Source organism: Marinobacter algicola DG893, from assembly GCF_000170835.1.
Lineage (GTDB): Bacteria > Pseudomonadota > Gammaproteobacteria > Pseudomonadales > Oleiphilaceae > Marinobacter > Marinobacter algicola.
In genome coordinates this window covers 415,035-432,394 of record NZ_ABCP01000001.1, presented here as the reverse complement: position 1 = coordinate 432,394, position 17,360 = coordinate 415,035, and the positions used below count along the sequence as shown (strand labels likewise).

Genomic DNA, 17,360 nt, shown 5'->3' with positions numbered 1-17,360 from the left:
TATTCAGTCGTGTAATAGTGAATAGAAAATTAGACTGGCTCCATATCGGTCAAACCAAGAGGACATGGCAATGGATTTCAGTATTTCCGAGAAGGGCCAGGACTATCTCAAGCGCGTCAAAACCTTCATGCAGGAAGAGATTTTTCCCATTGAAGAGCAGTACCACAAGGAACTGATGGCGCAGGAAAACCGCTGGGTGGTGTTGCCCATCATCAAGGAGCTGAAAGCAAAGGCCAAAGCCCAGGGCCTGTGGAACATGTTCTTTCCGGATGAGAGATACGGGTGTGGCCTGCTCAACTCCGACTATGCCTTGATTGCTGAAGAAACCGGCCGTAGCTTTATCGCCCCGGAAATCTTCAATTGCAATGCGCCGGACACTGGCAATATGGAAGTGCTGATCCATTATGGCTCCGAAGAACAGAAAGCCGAGTGGCTGCCCCGTCTGCAAAGCGGTGAAGTGCGCTCCGCCTTCTGCATGACAGAGCCGGCAGTGGCTTCTTCAGACGCCACCAACATGGAAGCCACGGCCACCGTGGATGGCGACGAGGTTGTTCTCAACGGTCGCAAATGGTGGAGCACTGGCGTTGGCCACCCGGATTGCAAGGTTGCCATCTTCATGGGCCTGACCGACCCGGACGCCCACAAGCACCGCCGTCATTCCATGGTGTTGGTGCCGCTGGATACCCCTGGGGTCAAAGTTGAGCGAATGCTGCCGGTGTTTGGCGCCTATGATGAGCCCTACGGTCACGGTGTGGTGTCTTTTGACAACGTGCGCCTGCCCAAGACTGCATTTATTGCGGGCCCCGGTCGTGGCTTCGAGATTGCCCAGGGCCGTCTTGGGCCTGGGCGCGTTCACCACTGTATGCGTGCCATCGGTGCGGCGGAGCGTACTCTGGAACTGATGATCAAAAGAGCGACCAGTCGTGAGGCGTTTGGTCGACCGATCGCTAAACTGGGCGGTAATCAGGATGTCATTGCCAATGCCCGTATGGCGATTGAACAGGCGCGACTGTTGACTCTGAAATGCGCCTGGGCACTGGATACTAAGGGCATCTCTGGAGCCTTGCAGGAAGTCTCGATGATTAAGGCGGTGATTCCGAAGATGCTTCAGCAGATTGTGGACGATACGATTCAGATTCACGGTGGTGCGGGTGTCAGCGACGATGATTTCCCGCTGACTCAGCTGTTCGCCTATGCTCGAGTTTTGCGCCTGGCTGATGGCCCGGATGAGGTTCACCGTGCGATGGTTGCCCGGCTGGAGTTGGCTAAATACCGGAACTGAAGCTTGGGTGCCTGGGGACGGAGGGAGGCTGTTTCAGAAACACGCTCCTTCGGCACATCCATGTGGCGCTTGGACTCCGCCATGTGGGGCCATCGCGGGCTCTTGCACCGAAACTAAAAACGATAGAAAACAGCGGAAGACAACGATGACACAACGAGTATTTATTACCGGCGGGGCCAGCGGCCTGGGCCGGGCTATTGCATTGCGGTATGCCAAAGAAGGCGCGAAAGTCTGTATTGGTGATATTAATCCTGAGCAGGGTATTACCGTAGAGCAGGAGATCAATAACGCGGGTGGTGAAGGCTACTTTGTTGAGTGCGATGTGCGCCGGCTGACCGATCTGGAGAAAATCTGCGACGACCTCACCGGCAAATGGGGTGGGGTGGACGTTGTGGTGAATAACGCTGGTGTCGCCTCCGCGGGCTCCATCGAAGACACCACCATGGCCGACTGGGAATGGATCATGGACATTAACGTGCTGGGGGTCGTTCGGGGCTGCAAGGCCTTTACCCCGCAGTTCAAGAAGCAGGGCTCCGGTGCTTTCGTGAACATCGCCTCCATGGCCGGGCTTATGCTTGCGCCGTTGATGGACAGCTACAATGTCTCCAAGGCCGGTGTGATTGCGCTCTCGGAAACCCTGAGCCAGGAGCTGAGAGACTCCGGTATACATGTCAGCTGCGTGTGCCCGGCGTTTTTCCAGACCAATCTGACCAGCAGCATGCGGTCTGATATTCCGGGCATTCAGCAGAACGTCAATAAACTGATGAAGCGCTCCACCATCACCGCCGAAAACGTGGCCGATGACATCGTTCGTTCGGTAGAGAAAGGCGATTTCTGGGTGCTGCCCCATGCCAAAGAGCGCCGCATGTGGGTGCTCAAGCGTCATGCGCCCAAGGCGTTTGACTGGTTGATGCACCAGGAAAGCAAACGCTGGATGAAGAAAATGGGCGGCAAGGCTTAAGTCATCATTTAACACAGAATCAGGAAGTAAGGGAGAGCCGTATGACCCAGATCGACCAGGCTGTTGATATCCGCGAAGGTGAAGAGCTGGATGTCGCGGCCGTTGACCGCTTCATGAAGCAGGCCATTCCGGACCTGGAAGGCCTGCCGCAGATCAAGCAGTATCCCGGTGGTGCATCCAATCTGACGTACCAGGTGGACTATGGCGATCGATCCTACGTATTGCGCCGCCCTCCGTTTGGCCATATTGCCAAGTCTGCCCACGACATGCTGAGGGAAGCCAAGGTGATGCGGGCTCTCAAGCCCGAATTCCCGTATGTTCCGAACATTGTTGCCATCTGCGACGACCACGACATTCTGGGCTGCGATTTTTACGTCATGGAGCGCCTGAAAGGCATTATCCTGCGCCAGGATTTCCCCAAAGACTTTGAACTCAGCGAGGCGGATACCCGCAAGCTGTGCCTGAACGTCATCGACAAGCTGGTGGACCTGCACAATGTCGATGCCAAGGCTACCGGCCTGGACAAGCTGGGCAAGGGTGCCGGTTATGTGCAGCGCCAGATCGGTGGCTGGAGTGACCGCTTCCGCAAGGCGAAGACGGATGACGTGGGTGACTTTGAAATGGTGATGGGCTGGCTGAACGACAAGATGCCGGACGACGTTGCCCAGGTAGTCATCCACAATGATTACCGCTTCGACAACGTGGTGCTCAACCAGGACAACCCGTTCGAGGTGATTGGCGTGCTGGACTGGGAAATGGCGACTATCGGCGACCCGCTGATGGATCTGGGCAACAGCCTGGCCTATTGGATCGAGGCCGATGACGAAGGCCCGTTCCAGATGCTGCGGCGTCAGCCGACCCACCAGCCGGGCATGCTGACCCGCAAGGAAGTGGTCGCTTACTACGCGGAGAAATCCGGCCGCAAGATCGACAACTTCGACTTCTACGAAATCTATGGCCTGTTCCGGCTGGCGGTCATTGTTCAGCAGATTTATTACCGCTATTACCATGGACAGACCAAGGACAAACGCTTTGCCGCCTTTGGCCATGCCGCCAACTACCTGGAAAAACGCTGTCAGCGACTGATCGAAGCGAGTGACCTGTAATGGCGACCATCTATCTGATTCGCCACGGGCAGGCCAGTTTCGGCAAGGAAAACTACGACCAGCTTTCTCCTCGTGGCTGGGAGCAGGGGCGTGTCCTCGGCCGGTGGCTTGCGGGCAAAGTGACGCCCAACGCCGTCTTTGGTGGCAACATGGAGCGCCATCGGGAAACGGTAGAGGCGATCGCGAGTGGTTACGGTGATGCACTGCCAGACATGCAGGCGGTGGAAGGGTTCAACGAGTTTGACCATACCCAGGTGGTGGAGCGTTTGCGCCCCGAGTGGCAGGACCGCGAACGCATGGCGCGGGATCTGGCGGCGTTCCCCAAGCCGGCAAGGGCTTTCCAACAGGTGTTCGAGGAAGCCATGCAGCGCTGGGTCAGTGGCGTGCACGATTACGAATACACCGAGAGCTGGCAAGCGTTCCGTCAGCGGGTGATTACGTCGCTGGAGCAACTGATTGAGTATGCCGACGGTGGCGAGACCCTGGTATCCACTTCCGGCGGCCCGATTGCCGTGATCTCCCAGCATCTTCTGGAACTGAGTGATCGCAAGGCCCTGGATATGAATTCCGTGATTGCCAACACCAGTGTTACCCGGGTTCTGCATTCCGGAGCCCGGCGAAGCCTGGCGGTGTTCAACAATTACAGTCACCTGGAAGCGGAAGATTCCTCCCTGGTGACCTTCCGATAATGGACTGAGGTGAAGAATGAGTGAGAAAGACCTGTTTGACCTGAGTGGGAAAGTGGCCCTGATCACTGGCGCCAGCCGCGGTATTGGCGAGAGTATCGCCCGCACCCTGGCGAATTACGGTGCTCATGTAATTGTCAGCAGCCGCAAGATTGACGGTTGCGAAGCGATTGCCGGCAGCATCCGCGAAGCCGGGGGCAGCGCCGAAGCCTACGCCTGCCACATTGGCGAAATGGATCAGATTGAAGACATCTGGCAGCACATCGAATCGAACCATGGCAAGCTGGATGTTCTGGTGAACAACGCCGCAGCCAACCCCTATTTCGGCCCCATCGAAGACACGGATTTGGGTGCCTACCACAAGACCGTGGACGTGAACATTCGCGGCTATTTCTTCATGTGTGCCCGCGGCGCACAGATCATGAAGAAAAATGGTGGTGGGTCCATTATCAACGTCGCCTCTGTCAACGGCGTCAATCCTGGCCATTTCCAGGGTATCTATTCCGTCACCAAGGCAGCGGTGATATCCATGACAAAGTCCTTTGCCATGGAACTTGGGCAGCAGAAGATTCGGGTAAACGCCCTGTTGCCGGGGCTGACGGACACCAAGTTCGCCAGCGCATTGACCAGCAACGAGGTCATCAAAAAGCAGGCGATGGCTCACATCCCCATGAAGCGGGTGGCAGACCCGGACGAAATGGCTGGCACCGTTCTGTATCTCGCGTCGGGCGCCTCCAGCTACACCACAGGCACCTGCATCAACGTGGACGGCGGCTATCTGACGATCTGACGTCAACTGCTCCGGTTTTCGGTATCCTCGCCAACACAGGCGAGGGTATCGAAGTCGCCCCGCATGTTTTCCGCCTGTTCCAGCAGGTGGTCAAGGTGGCGCTGGTCAGCCTGCTGCAGTAGGTCGGTCATCAGGCCCGCCATGGCTGCCCGGCTGTCCGACATCATCTGCTGATATCTTTCCCCTCGAACCTCCTCGTAGTTGCTCATCAGGTACCGAACCCGCTCTGAAAAGCCATCGCTGTTTCGGGCTTCCAGCGAATCGATTAACGCCTGTTGCCAGTTACGACGTCCCTCCAGCCAGATTTCCGTCTGTTGGCCACGGCCTTCCGACCAGGCGTTGACCGTTTCACGTTGGCGATCGTTAAGGGAGCCCAGCCAGCGTTCAACCCGTTCCACCGTGCGCTCGGCCCGAGCTTCCCGGGTTTGTTCGGGGTCGTCCGCCAGAAGCTCGTCCTCCAGCTCTTTTTGGCTCTCCTCCATATTGCTGGCCAATTGTTGAACCTGTTCATCGCTGAGGCTTGATAACAGGCGTGTGGCTGCCGGCCTTGCGCGTTCCATGAGGGGTGGGAAGAAAGAGAGCAGCTGTTCCTGGTGGTGGGTGACGGTGGATTGACTAAGGTCGCCAGAGCGAACATCGCTTTTGAGCTGGGTAAGCCACTTGGAATAACGCGGCAATTCAGTGGCACAGTGCCATTGGCGGAGGTCTCGGATGTCCTGCTCAAGCCGGGATTCCTGCTTGGCGGTCATGGGAATATAGTCGTCCACCCACCACACGATGCCCCAGTCCGCGTAGCGATACGCCATCTTGGTGGAACTACAGCCGGCCAATAGTACGAAACTGAGTAGCGCAACGGAGACAATTCGAATCATGACCGATCCTCGGAGAAAAGAGGGTGACCTGACCTGATCCAACAGCGGATATGAACGTACAACTCATCAGAATCAGGTTGAAGCGTTGATTTTTTGCATCCTTGAAAGAACTTGCCCCGGTTATACCGGGGCTTTTTTATGGGCACGTTCTAGCCGGGCGATCAATTTTCCCGTGCTTCGATGTTGCCCTCTTCGTCGGAGATGACAATCTCTACCCGGCGATTCTGCTGCCTTCCGCCGGAGGTGTCATTGCTGGCAACGGGGAATTGCTCACCGAAACCTTTTGTCTCCACCCGGGTTCTGCTGATGCCCATCTCGATCAGGGTATCGCTGACAGCTTGCGCGCGCCGCTCAGACAAACCCTGATTGTAGGAGGCCTCACCGGTGCTGTCGGTGTAGCCTTCCACCCGTACACGCCGGTTTTCATACTCGGCCATGAACTCGGCCAGTCGTCTGACAGTGGCTTCACCGGACGACTTCAGTTCAGCCTTGTCCAGATCGAACAGTACATCTCCGAGGGTCAACACCATTCCCCGGTCGGTTTGCTCTGCTTGCATGGCTTCCATTTGCAGGCGAAGCTCTTTGGCTTCCCGCCTGGCCTGTGCGGCTTCGTCAGCGCGCATCTCCAATTCCAGTTCCTTGCGACGCGCTTCCGCAGAATCAATCTGCTCCTGCAGCTCTGCGCGCTCTCCCTGCTCACCGGCTATTTGTGCATGGCGGTTGGCAAGATAAGCCGCGTGCTCAATCTCGGCAATGTCCGCACCATCCGCGAGCAGGCTTTCAGCGCGAGACAACTGCTCCCTTGCGCTTCTCAACTGGCGATCACCACTGCGGGCTACGTTCGGGTCGTTGCGGATTTCCTCATAGGCGGCTCGTGCTTCATCGACCTTTGCGTTATCCTGGGGCGTGCTGGCGCACCCTGCCACGAGGACAGAAACGCTTACAGCCATACCCAAAGTCATGTTGCGCTTGTTCATAACCATCTCCCGTTTCCGATGAGGCCTTTACTGGCGTTCGTCGATTCGCTTGCGAAGAGACTCGATATTGCGATTGACCTCATCAACCGCTTGTCTTGCTTTAGCGGTTTCCGAGCGAGCTCCCGCCAGTTGCGCGTCCACGGCTGCCTTCTCAAGAAGGCGTCTTGCTTCAAGGTATTTTTCCTGATTGATCAGTTCCTCGGCATCGGCAACCCGGTTCTGAGCCTGATTCAAGAGTACCGGTTCAAAATCCCTGGCATCGGACGACACGGACTGCTGAATGGCAGACTCGGCGGACCGGAGTTCACCATCCGGCCGCTCAACCGAGCTGGCACAGCCTCCGGCAATGACAGCGATGCTGATTACACCTGCAGCACCTAACATCGAAGTATGCTTGCTCATGCACAATCTCCTTCCAGTGAGGAACGGGGAAATATGCCCCGTCCAGACCCTTGATGGTGCTCGTCTGTGGCGGCGCCTCTGAAGGCTTCGCCGAATTAAGGCACCTTCTACTGCTACTTACTGCTACGCATAAGACTAGCAGCGGGATCTGATTACGGCATGAAGGTATGGAAATAAACTTCGTAGGGGGAGACGTCTCTACAACGGATCTGTTGCCGGATGCGCCACAAAAGGTTGCAGGTGCGGGGGATTGGGCTTTGGGCTGAAAAATGACAGAACGGTAACCACCGAAACCCGGCAGTTACCGCTTATTGCCAGGAGTCAGCGTATTTCTGTGCCACTGGATTGGGCCCTGGAGAGGGTTGTTCCGGTGGGCGGACGATAGTGCAGGGAGTAGATAATCCGATCCAGAACTGCCTGGCCGTTCCAGGCGGGGTCGTTGTTGATCATGCCCACGATAGCCCAGGTCGTGTTGGTGTCATCCCTCGTGAAACCGGCAATGGAGCGCACGTTCTCCAGATAACCGGTCTTGATACGTCCTTTGCCGTCGAGGCCGGAGTTTCTCAGTCGCCTGGCCATGGTGCCGTCCATTGCGATCAGCGGCATTGAGGCCATCAGGTCTGAAGAGAATGGGCTGTTCCAGGCATGCTGCAGTATTTGCGCACCCTGGCGAGCCGTAATCCGGGCTTCACGGGTCAGGCCTGCGCCATTTTCAAGCACCATGCCAGCGGTGTTGACGCCCTTCTCCTCGAGCCATTCCTGGATCACACGGATGCCGGTAACACGGTCGTCCTCTTCGTCTTCGAGCCGATGTTCAGCACCGAGGGTCAGCAGCAACTGGCGGGCCATCACGTTACTGCTCCACTTGTTGATGTCCCGCACCATGGTGACCAGATCCGGAGAGGTGGTTCGCAACAGTAGGCGAGCGTTCTCCGGTGTCTTGGCCAACAGGCTCTTGCCATTGATCGTGATGCCCATATCGGAAAGCAGCGACCGTATCAGCGAGGCGGTGTACTGCTCATGGGGCAGGAGCGACAGGTAGGCTGTGGTGCGGCAGCCCTGGGGCAACTTGCCGGACACTCGCACGGTCACCCGATGGTCTTCGTGAAAAAACGGTTCCCAGGTGAAGTGGCTACGGGCCGGGCAGGGTGCCTCTGCGATGGCGGTAACCCGGTTGTCGATCACCACGTCGTTCAACGTGGGGGCACTCCATGCCTGGGTACCGCGCTCGTCCGCACGTACCTGGAAATGCACCAGGTTGAGATTGCTCAGGTAAGGCGACGGTTGCACCAGGAAGGGCGCATGGGGATTGTCGCCGTTATCGTCAAACGTTGGCTGCCCGTTGGACAGCCGGAAAACGTCGCCGTCGAGCACCAGATTGCCGTTGATGGCGCCGATACCCATGCCGCGCAACTCGTTCAGGGTGCTCCAAAGGCGCTCGATGGTCAGCTTGGGATCGCCCCCCATATCAACGTAGAAGTTGCCGTTGAGGGTATCGCCCACAAGCTCGCCATCGGTGTAGAAGCTGGTGTCCCAGTGATAGGTCGGCCCCAGGATTTCCAGTGCAGCATAGGTGGTGACCAGCTTCATGATAGAGCCGGGGCTCATCAAGGCATCCGCATTGATGTATTGCTCAATGCCCGGCCCATTCATAGGGATGGCGGCCAGGCTCAGCGCCTGTTCGTCGTTCAGGGACTCGGTGGCGTAATCCCGCACCTGATTGCTCCAGGTTTTCGTGGTGCCACCAGCCTCGGTTGCCTCCGCAGAGAATACACTGGCAGACCCAACTGACAGGACAGCAGTCATGGTGGAAATCACCATGCCACGAGCCACTCGACCATGCTGGCGGATAATTCCATAACGGGACGTGTTCGGGTGGCGTCGTGCCTTCAGCAACATGGTGTGGCGCTCATTGATTCCAGGTGCATTAACAATAGCCCATATTCGAAGCGTGTACTATGTGGAAAGGCTCTACATGACGTTAAAAAATGCCAGTAGGGGCGTTGTTTATATTGCGTTTTTGTTAACGGATGTAAGCACCCATGCTAATCAACTGGTTAGCATTTGTACAACCTCTTGATTAGTATGATGGAAACAGAGAGTGGAGTGGGTATGGCTCGCGAAATGACTCGACGACGTTTTCTGGTTGCCATGGCAGCGGTAGGTCTTTCATGTCGAATTCCTGCGCTGATGGCTGCTCCGAAGGAGAATGCGATCATGAATCCCATTCCTTCCTCTGGCGAACGGTTGCCAGCCGTTGGCATGGGTACCTGGCGTACCTTCAATGTCGGTGGTGACCAGTACCTGACGGATCAGCGTACCGAGGTACTGAAAACCTTTTTCGATCTCGGTGGCACCCTGGTGGATTGCTCACCCATGTACGGCTCGGCGGCAGAGGTGATGGGCGAGGCGCTGGACACCCTCAACGCCCGTGAAAAACTGTTCTCCGCTTCCAAGATCTGGACTGGGGACGGCGATGCAACCCGGCAACAGGACCGGGAATCCCGCACGAAGTGGGGCATTGAGCGTTTTGACCTGCAGCAGGTACATAACCTGGTGGCCTGGCAGCAACACCTGGCAACGCTGCAGCAGATGAAAGCCGATGGCGACGTTCGCTATATCGGCATTACCACCTCCCATGGCCGCAGGCATGGGGATTTCGCACGCATCATGGAGACGGAACCTCTGGATTTTGTGCAGCTGACCTACAATGTGCTGGACCGCGAGGCAGAAGACCGGCTGTTGCCCTTGGCGAGGGAGCGCGGGATCGCCGTGATTGTGAACCGGCCTTTCCAGGGTGGGCGGCTGTTCCGACGCTTCCAGTCCAACGCACTGCCATCCTGGGCTGATGAGGTGGGCTGCCGCAACTGGGCGGAGTTTTTCCTGAAGTACATTCTTTCCCACCCGGCGGTTACCTGCGCGATTCCAGCTACCACCAGTGTTGAGCATATGAAGGAGAATATGGGCGCTCTTTACGGTGCTTTGCCCGATGAGCAACAACGCCGTCGCATGGCGGCCTATGTCGCAGGGCTGTGATGGTGACCAACTGGCTCAGCTACTCCCTGTCGGATTTTCTGATGTTCGGGCCAGAGGTGTTTCTTCGGCTCTTTGTTCGTATCAACCAGGACATCTGGCCATGGCAGAGTGTTGCGGTAGCAATGGTGATCGCGATTGGCGCCTTATTGGTACGTGGGGACGCGATGGCGAGGCGCGGTGTACTGCTGCTGGTGGCCGCTGCGTGGCTGTGGAGCGGGGCGGGCTTCCTGGTGCATTACTATGGGCCGATCAATCTGCCGGCCATCTGGTTCGGTTGGGCCTTCGTCCTGCAGGGTGCATTACTGACGGTGGCAGCGCTGCTCTGGCCCTGGAATGCGGCAAAGACCCGGCCGGCATGCTCGCGTTGGTCAACGGGAGTTGGCTGGATCATGTTGGTGGGGGTGTCACCGCTCGTGGCTGTCGCCCAAACCGGTAATAGTCTGGCATTGTCAATGTTCGCCATCACGCCGGACGTTACGGCGTTAGGAGCTGTGCCCTGTATGCTGTTGTTTCCCCGCCGGGTGCGTTGGCTGTTTCTATCGCTACCACTGATATGGTCGTTGTTCAGCGTGGCAACCCTGTGGACGTTGGGCACCTGGGTGCTGGCGGTCATTCCGGGCGCCACGCTGGTATTGGCCGCGTTGGCCTGCTTCATCAATCCCAGGTGGGCGCAAAATCCGGATTAGCGATTCGCTCGCCACAGTCTAGCCCGTCAATCTCTGCAATTTCTTCCTTGCTGAGCGTGATGTTGAGTGCGTCCAGATTGGACTTCTGGTGCTTGGGCCGGGTTGACGACGGAATCGGGACCACCCCTCGGGAGGCCACCCAGGCAATGGCAATCTGCGCTGCAGACGCATTGTGTTCGCGGCCAATACGGGCCAGGGTTTCATCGTCCATGACCTTGCCCACCGCCAGCGGCATGTAACCGGTTACGGTAATGCCCAGCGTCTGGGCATGCTCCACCACCTTGCGGTTGGCCAGGAACGGATGCACTTCCACCTGGTTGGTGAAAATCGTCGAGTCACCCAGTATTTCCTTCGCCTTGTCCATTTGCGCGCAGGTGAAGTTGGACAGCCCGATGTGGGTGGTTAGCCCTTCGCGTTGCGCGTCGCGCAGTGCACCCAGGTATTCCTCCATGGGGATGGCATCGCCCGGCGATGGCCAATGAATCAGCGTGAGGTCGACGTGGTCGGTTTTCAGTCGTGACAGGCTGTCGTGCAGACTGTTGATCAGGTCGCTGTGGTGGAGCTGGTCGTGCCACACTTTTGTGGTCAGGAAAATCTCCCGTCGTGGAATACCGCTTGAGGTAATGCCATCGCCTACTTCAGCCTCATTCCCGTACATCTGGGCGGTATCGATATGCCGGTAGCCAAGGGAAAGGGCACTCTTCACGGCATCTCGTGCATCGTTGCCCTTCAGGCGGAATGTACCCATACCGATGTTCGGAAGTGTGCTGAATGCCATAGTGTCCTCCTTCGTGAACGCTGTGACTTATATGTGGTGCCCGCCCGCTGGTTCTTCAAGTGGCGGGTGGTTATCATACCGGCCTTCGGAACCCGCAAGCGAAACCATGGTTGAGGTCACATTATGCTGACAGGGCAATGCCTGTGCGGCGATATAAAACTTGAATACGATGGCCCGTTGGGGCCGATTGCCCTGTGCCACTGTAGCCAGTGCCGCCGGGCTCACGGCAGCGCATTTTCCGCCAGTTCGCCGATCCAGAAAATCCGTACCCGTTTTACAGCGGGTGAGGACCTGATCCGTGAATACGAATCCCGGCCGGGAAAGTACCGTGGGTTCTGCCCCAGGTGCGGTAGCCAGTTATACAGCCGCGTGGATGCCATCCCCGGTATACTGCGCCTGCGGGTGGGCGTGATCAATGAGCCCCTGGAAAAAGGGCCGGCATCACACGTTTATGTGGGCTCCAAGTCGGACTGGTTCACTATCACCGACGATACGCCGCAGTTTGAGAAAACCGAAAGAACCAACGATCCTCACTGACGCTTCGCTGATCTCGTCGTCGGATTAGTCTGCCGGAACTATCCGGTAGACCTTACCGTTGTCCGCGTCCGTCAACAGCCACAATGCACCGTCGGGGCCCATTCGCACATCACGGATGCGTTCACCCAGGTCTTCCAGAAGATCCTCTTCTTCCCTGACCGTGCCGTTCTCGATGCTCAGGCGCACCAGCTTCTGCATTTTCAGGGCACCCACAAACAGATCTCCCCGCCACTCCGGGAATTTGTCACCGGTATAGAATGCCATGCCCGAGGGAGCAATGGACGGGTCCCAATAGTGCAGCGGGTCTGTCACGCCCTCCATGGTGGTTTTGCTGGTGATGGGAACCCCGGAGTAGTCGATGCCATAGGTGACGTCTGGCCAGCCGTAGTTGTTGCCCGCACGGATGATGTTGATCTCGTCGCCACCCCTGGGGCCGTGCTCATGGCTCCAGATGTCGCCTGTTTGCGGGTGAATGGTCATGCCCTGGATGTTGCGGTTACCGTAGGTGAAGAAGGTGTCATTCACCGACGGGTCGTCGACAAACGGATTGCCCGGCGCAGGGGCGCCGTCAACGGTCAGGCGGTGAACGCCGCCGGCATCGTCATCGGTGGCCTGGGCACGATCCATTTCGCCCCGGTCGCCCACCGCGACGTACAGATTGCCATCGCGATCAAATTCCATGCGGCCCGCGAAATGACGGCTGGTGTTGCCTCGGGGGAGGGCCTCGAAAATTACTTCGACCTCCGACAGCCGGTCGCCCTCCAACGTTGCACGAGCCACTCTGGTCGTCAGCCCGTCGCGGCTGATCTTATGGGCGTAACTCAGGAACAGGGTGCGATTGTTTTCGAAGTCCGGATGCAGGATCACATCCAGCAGGCCACCCTGGCCGGAAACCACCAGCTCGGGGACACCGGCAATCGGCTTGTCCTGCAATTCACCATTCTTGATTCGGCGTAGCCGGCCCTCGCGCTCGGTCACCAGCTGTGAGCCATCAGGGAGAAACGCCAGGCTCCAGGGATGTTCCAGGCCTTCCGCGACCATATCCAGTCGAAAATCGGCTTTGTCTGAGGTGAATGTTTTCCCGAAGACTGGCCCGGCTGCTGTGAGTCCGGCCAACACCAGTAGAGTCACCGTGTTGCCGAGTCGGTTCATAAAATGCTCTCCCTCCGCCAAGTTATTCCCGCATCGATTAAAGTCTAGCATTTGATACGAACGGAATGGCCGGCAGTATCAGGCGATGACATTACGACTGGGATGTTACCAAAACGTAAATGAGAACTATTTTCATTTGAGTTGATATCATGTACAGTGGTCTTACTATCAATGGAAACCATCCATACCCATGGACACAAGGAGACGTACAATGACCCCTGAACAGGAAGCAATTGAAGGACTGAAACTGGCGGCCGGCGCCGGTGTGCTTATTCTGGTGCTCACCAGCCTCCTGGTGCTCTGGTGACAGACCCCAGCCGTCACGCTTTACCGTGCCGGCTTAGTCCCCACAAAAAGTAGACGCCGCCCACCAATGCAGCCAGTAGGCCCGCCGGCAACTGGTTGGGGAAGACCACAATGCGCGACAAATAGTCCGCCAGGGTCAACAGAAGGCCACCCACCAACCCGGCCACGATCAGTTGCCTGCCAACGGTTTGCTGCCCCAGTACCCGCGCCAGGTGCGGCGCAATGAGCCCTACGAAACTCAGAGGGCCAATCACCACCGTAGCCGACGCAGTCAGTACAGCAGCAAGCAGCAGCAACAGCAGGCGGGCTTTGGTGACCGGAAGCCCGAGTGACGACGCCGACGTATCTCCCAGAGGCAGGATCGTCAGGGGCCGCACAATCAGCGCCAAAAGGCCGCAGATGAGAAGGATGAATCCCAGTAGGCCAAACGCTTCGGTTTCGGAAACCAGCCAGGTGGAACCATACATCCAGTTCAGCAGTTGTGAGGCGACGGTGCCGCCGGAGGCCATGACCAATCTCAGCCCAGCATCCATGAATACATACAGGGCCAGGCCGCCCAACAATAGCTGGTTACCAGCGAATCGATGCTTGCGGGCCAGGAGAATCAATAACCCGAGCGCACCGGCAGCGCCGAGCGTGGCAGCACCAAGCTGTCCAGCCCGCCCTACATCCGCGCCGGTGAGCACGATCAGAACCATAGCCAGCGCAGCGCCCCCGCTGATGCCCAACATCTCCGGGCTTCCCATGGGATTCCCTGTCATCCGCTGAATCAGCGTGCCGGCGAGCCCCAATGCGACCCCAGCGAGCATAGCTGCCAATAGACGCGGGCCGCGCCACACCCAGGCGTCGTCCCATTGAGTGACAGGTGTCCAGTTCCAACCATCCAGTCCCGGCGACCAACTCATGGAAACGACGACGGTTAGCGCGATCAGCCCGCTCACGATACCGCTGACCAGCAAGGGCGCGCGCCGACTGGGCTGAAAGCCTGCAAGGTTGGATTCCTGCCCGGGCATGTGATGGGTATTTCTGAAACCCTGTAATGCCAACAGGATAATGGGGCCGCCAATGAGGGCCGTGGTAGTTCCCGTGGGCACCAAAGAGCCATCGCCCCAGGTTGAAGCCCAATGCGCCAGGGTATCTGCCAGCAGCAATAGCCCGCCTCCCATGAGCGTGCTCCACAGGATGCGGCTGGCGAATGTACGTGCGCCCAGCAAACGTGCCAGTACCGGCGCAGCCAGCCCCACAAAGGCCACGACACCGACCCGGCTGACGACCGTTGCCGTCATAAGTACCACCAGGAACAGAGCCAGTGCCCGAATAAGCCCGACCCTGGCGCCCAGTGAACTGGCGGACGACTGCCCCAGTTGCAGTACCTGCAACGGGCGCATCAACAGCAATATCAGCACCGAGATCACCAGCACGCGGGGCCACAGCTCCATGAACGGCGCCCAGTTGTTCTGTACCAGGGAGCCGGCGCCCCAGATGAAAAGATTGCCCAGCCACTCACCCTTGAGCAGCAGGAAGGCCATGTTAAGGGCGCCCAGGAAGAAGGTGATGACAAGACCGGCAAGGATGACCGTGACGGGTGAGAAGCCAAGTCGCCACGTGAGGGCGATGACCATACCAATGGCAATCAGGCCACCGGCAATGGCCACCAGATCCGGACTGAAGGCCAGCAACCCCGGCGCGAACAGTGTGGCAACGGTCACCCCGAATTGACCACCCGCTTCCACACCGAGCGTGGTGGGCGAAGCCAGCGGGTTACCCAGCACCTGTTGGGTAACCGCCCCGGCCAGCCCCAGGCCGCAACCAATCAGAATGGCAATGGATACACGAGGCGCCCAACTGAAGTGAGCCAGAACCGATGAATAATTGTCAGGATTGAAGGCCCAGAACGCTGACAACACGGCACCGGCATCCAGTTGGTCGAGCCACGGGACGGCTCTGGCAAGTAGCGCGCCGAGCCAGAGGAGTATGGCGGCGATGGGCAGCCTGGCGGGCATAACCGGCCGGGAGGCAGGCATGCCGGAGGTGCTAGCGTACATTGTCAGAGCCCCCGGCCAGCAGGCTGTCTGCCAGCATGGTGGCCAGCCGTTTCACCGGAAATACCCCGCCAAACGGCCAGATGGCGTCGATCTCGTAAACCTGGTGGCGGTTGACCGCCGGCAGATACGTCCAGAATGGACTGCTGGCCAGGGTGTCAGCAAGCCCGGGGGCGGTGGGCGAAATCACCACGATGCGGCTGTCTTCATAAGGGGCTATGGATTCCAGGCCGACCACCGAGAAGCCCCAGAAGTTGCCTTGGCGGGGCCAGGCGTTTTCCAGCCCGAGGGCATTCAGGGCACTCTGGTAAAGGCCGTTGGGGGCGTAGATACGCACGTGGCGGGCGTCCATGAAATTGACCAGCGCAACTGGCCGGTCCGTCAGCCCCGCCGCTTCCAGTCGGAGGCGTTGCGTTTCCAGAGTGTTGTCGATGTCCGCAAGAATCGATTCGGCGTGATCCTCGCGGCCCAGCATCTCGCCGAGAGTGGTCAGCATGTCGGTGGCCTTCTCGAAGGGCTTGCTGCCTTCTTTGTATACGCTGATGACGTAAGTCGGGGCGATACGCTCCAGCAGTTTTGCGGCGGGCGCCATTTCGGCACTGGTAACAATCAGATCCGGTTTGAGTTCGGCGATGGCCTCGAGGCTGGGCGCAACGCGGGTGCCGATGTTGGGAACGTCCTCTGGAAGCTGCGGCTCATTTACCCACACGTCATAGCCATCGCGGTCAGCGACGCCCACGGGCGTCACGCCGAGCAACAGCAAGGCTTCTGTGGCGGCCCAGTTCAGGGCGACAACCCGTTGAGGTTGCTCGTCCAGGGCGAGGCTGCCACCTTCATGTTGCCAGGTGCCAGCACTGGCAGGTAGGGACAGGACGCCGATGAGAATCATGGCTGTCAGGGTTTTGGCAACACGCTCAGTGCACATACGAAACCCACTGGCCCGGTGCCCGCTCCATCACACCCATCGGTACACCGTAAATGGATTCCAGGGTTCCCGAGTCCATGATGTCACCAGGGCTGCCGTCAGCGATCAATCGGCCGCCTTTCAGGGCCACCAGGCGGTCGCAGAAGCGGGCGGCCAGGTCGACGTCGTGCAGCACCACGATTACGGTCAGTTCCCGTTCTTCGGCCAGCCGGTGCACCAGGCGCAGGGTTTCGACCTGATGTTTCACATCCAGGGCGGAAATCGGCTCGTCCAGCAGCAGGCAACGGGTTTGTTGAGCCAGCAGCATGGCGATCCAGGCGCGCTGGCGTTCGCCGCCGGAGAGCGTGTCCACGGAACGGTGCTGGAAGTGATCGAGCCCGGTATCGTGGATGGCCTGGTCGATGAACTGGTGATCTTTGTTGTTGTAGCGACCAAGCGGTCCACGCCAGGGATAACGCCCCAGGGCCACCAGTTCCCGTACGGTGAGGCCGTCCGTGCCCGGCGGATGCTGCGGCAGGTAACCGACCGTACGGGCGAATTCCCGCGCGCCGGTGGTCCGGAATGAGCTGCCAAGAAGGCTTGTATTGCCTGAAGAAGGCGGCATCTGGCGGGCTAGCACTTTCAATAAGGTGGACTTGCCGGAGCCATTGTGGCCGAGCAGGGCAGTGACCTCGCCTTCACGAAACTCGATGTTAATGTCGTCAAGGATGGCAGCGTCACCAATGTGCACGCCCAGGCTGGATACTTCGAAGAACGCAGACATGCAGGCTCCCATGGATCTGAGGGCCTGCAGGATAATCTAAATGCGAATTACTATCAATA

17 protein-coding genes are annotated in these 17,360 nt (G+C 58.4%); 8 read left to right on the top strand and 9 right to left on the bottom strand.

The genetic code is table 11. The features are described 5' to 3' along the window. The first annotated feature begins 70 nt into the window (after positions 1-70). From MDG893_RS01945 to MDG893_RS01925, 5 genes are all read left to right on the top strand, one after another. The gene (locus MDG893_RS01945) at positions 71-1,282 is read left to right on the top strand and encodes an acyl-CoA dehydrogenase family protein (RefSeq protein ID WP_007152028.1); all 1,212 of its coding nucleotides are present in this window, start codon (positions 71-73) and stop codon (positions 1,280-1,282) included. A 145-nt stretch (positions 1,283-1,427) separates the two neighbouring features. After that, on the top strand, positions 1,428-2,243 hold the full coding sequence (locus tag MDG893_RS01940; protein ID WP_007152027.1) for an SDR family oxidoreductase: 816 nt from the start codon (positions 1,428-1,430) through the stop codon (positions 2,241-2,243). Between the two features lie 41 nt (positions 2,244-2,284). Next, a complete protein-coding gene (locus tag MDG893_RS01935; protein WP_007152026.1) occupies positions 2,285-3,349 on the top strand; it encodes a phosphotransferase family protein in 1,065 nt (354 codons plus the stop codon). Further along, positions 3,349-4,038: a histidine phosphatase family protein gene (locus tag MDG893_RS01930; RefSeq protein WP_007152025.1), complete on the top strand. Its 690-nt coding sequence runs from the start codon at positions 3,349-3,351 to the stop codon at positions 4,036-4,038. The genes MDG893_RS01935 and MDG893_RS01930 overlap by 1 nt, the downstream gene beginning before the upstream one ends. A gap of 16 nt (positions 4,039-4,054) precedes the next feature. Continuing rightward, on the top strand, positions 4,055-4,825 hold the full coding sequence (locus tag MDG893_RS01925) for an SDR family oxidoreductase (RefSeq protein ID WP_007152024.1): 771 nt from the start codon (positions 4,055-4,057) through the stop codon (positions 4,823-4,825). 2 nt (positions 4,826-4,827) lie between these two features. On the opposite strand, the gene MDG893_RS01920 is transcribed toward MDG893_RS01925, so the two are convergent. From MDG893_RS01920 to dacB, 4 genes are all read right to left on the bottom strand, one after another. Beyond that, on the bottom strand, positions 4,828-5,697 hold the full coding sequence (locus MDG893_RS01920) for a DUF6279 family lipoprotein (protein WP_007152023.1): 870 nt from the start codon (positions 5,695-5,697) through the stop codon (positions 4,828-4,830). A gap of 161 nt (positions 5,698-5,858) precedes the next feature. Further along, positions 5,859-6,674 (bottom strand): OmpA family protein, encoded by an 816-nt coding sequence (locus tag MDG893_RS01915; RefSeq protein ID WP_007152022.1) that lies wholly within the window; start codon positions 6,672-6,674, stop codon positions 5,859-5,861. Between the two features lie 27 nt (positions 6,675-6,701). Then, a complete protein-coding gene (locus MDG893_RS01910) occupies positions 6,702-7,076 on the bottom strand; it encodes a DUF4398 domain-containing protein (RefSeq protein ID WP_007152021.1) in 375 nt (124 codons plus the stop codon). Positions 7,077-7,397: 321 nt separating this feature from the next. Next, a complete protein-coding gene (gene dacB / locus MDG893_RS01905) occupies positions 7,398-8,975 on the bottom strand; it encodes a D-alanyl-D-alanine carboxypeptidase/D-alanyl-D-alanine endopeptidase (RefSeq protein ID WP_007152020.1) in 1,578 nt (525 codons plus the stop codon). Positions 8,976-9,188: 213 nt separating this feature from the next. Here dacB and MDG893_RS01900 point away from each other — a divergent pair, with 213 nt between their 5' ends. Beyond that, entirely contained in the window at positions 9,189-10,112 is a 924-nt protein-coding gene (locus MDG893_RS01900) for an aldo/keto reductase (protein ID WP_040474155.1), read from the top strand. Continuing rightward, positions 10,112-10,798 carry a DUF6064 family protein gene (locus MDG893_RS20405; RefSeq protein WP_007152018.1) on the top strand — a complete coding sequence of 229 codons (687 nt, stop codon included), beginning with the start codon at positions 10,112-10,114 and terminating at the stop codon, positions 10,796-10,798. The genes MDG893_RS01900 and MDG893_RS20405 overlap by 1 nt, the downstream gene beginning before the upstream one ends. Here MDG893_RS20405 and dkgB read toward each other — a convergent pair. Beyond that, positions 10,767-11,576: a 2,5-didehydrogluconate reductase DkgB gene (dkgB, locus tag MDG893_RS01890; protein WP_007152017.1), complete on the bottom strand. Its 810-nt coding sequence runs from the start codon at positions 11,574-11,576 to the stop codon at positions 10,767-10,769. The genes MDG893_RS20405 and dkgB overlap by 32 nt on opposite strands. A gap of 123 nt (positions 11,577-11,699) precedes the next feature. Here dkgB and MDG893_RS01885 point away from each other — a divergent pair, with 123 nt between their 5' ends. Further along, positions 11,700-12,113 carry a GFA family protein gene (locus MDG893_RS01885; RefSeq protein WP_007152016.1) on the top strand — a complete coding sequence of 138 codons (414 nt, stop codon included), beginning with the start codon at positions 11,700-11,702 and terminating at the stop codon, positions 12,111-12,113. Positions 12,114-12,137: 24 nt separating this feature from the next. On the opposite strand, the gene MDG893_RS01880 is transcribed toward MDG893_RS01885, so the two are convergent. From MDG893_RS01880 to MDG893_RS01865, 4 genes are all read right to left on the bottom strand, one after another. Next, positions 12,138-13,265: a PQQ-dependent sugar dehydrogenase gene (locus MDG893_RS01880; protein WP_007152015.1), complete on the bottom strand. Its 1,128-nt coding sequence runs from the start codon at positions 13,263-13,265 to the stop codon at positions 12,138-12,140. A 320-nt stretch (positions 13,266-13,585) separates the two neighbouring features. Then, positions 13,586-15,616, bottom strand: coding sequence for a Fe(3+)-hydroxamate ABC transporter permease FhuB (gene fhuB, locus MDG893_RS01875; RefSeq protein ID WP_007152013.1), 2,031 nt, complete (start codon positions 15,614-15,616; stop codon positions 13,586-13,588). Then, on the bottom strand, positions 15,606-16,538 hold the full coding sequence (locus MDG893_RS01870) for an iron-siderophore ABC transporter substrate-binding protein (protein ID WP_007152012.1): 933 nt from the start codon (positions 16,536-16,538) through the stop codon (positions 15,606-15,608). Before MDG893_RS01870 ends, fhuB begins: the two co-directional genes overlap by 11 nt. Continuing rightward, positions 16,528-17,301: an ABC transporter ATP-binding protein gene (locus MDG893_RS01865; RefSeq protein ID WP_040474154.1), complete on the bottom strand. Its 774-nt coding sequence runs from the start codon at positions 17,299-17,301 to the stop codon at positions 16,528-16,530. The genes MDG893_RS01870 and MDG893_RS01865 overlap by 11 nt, the downstream gene beginning before the upstream one ends. Positions 17,302-17,360 lie beyond the last annotated feature (59 nt).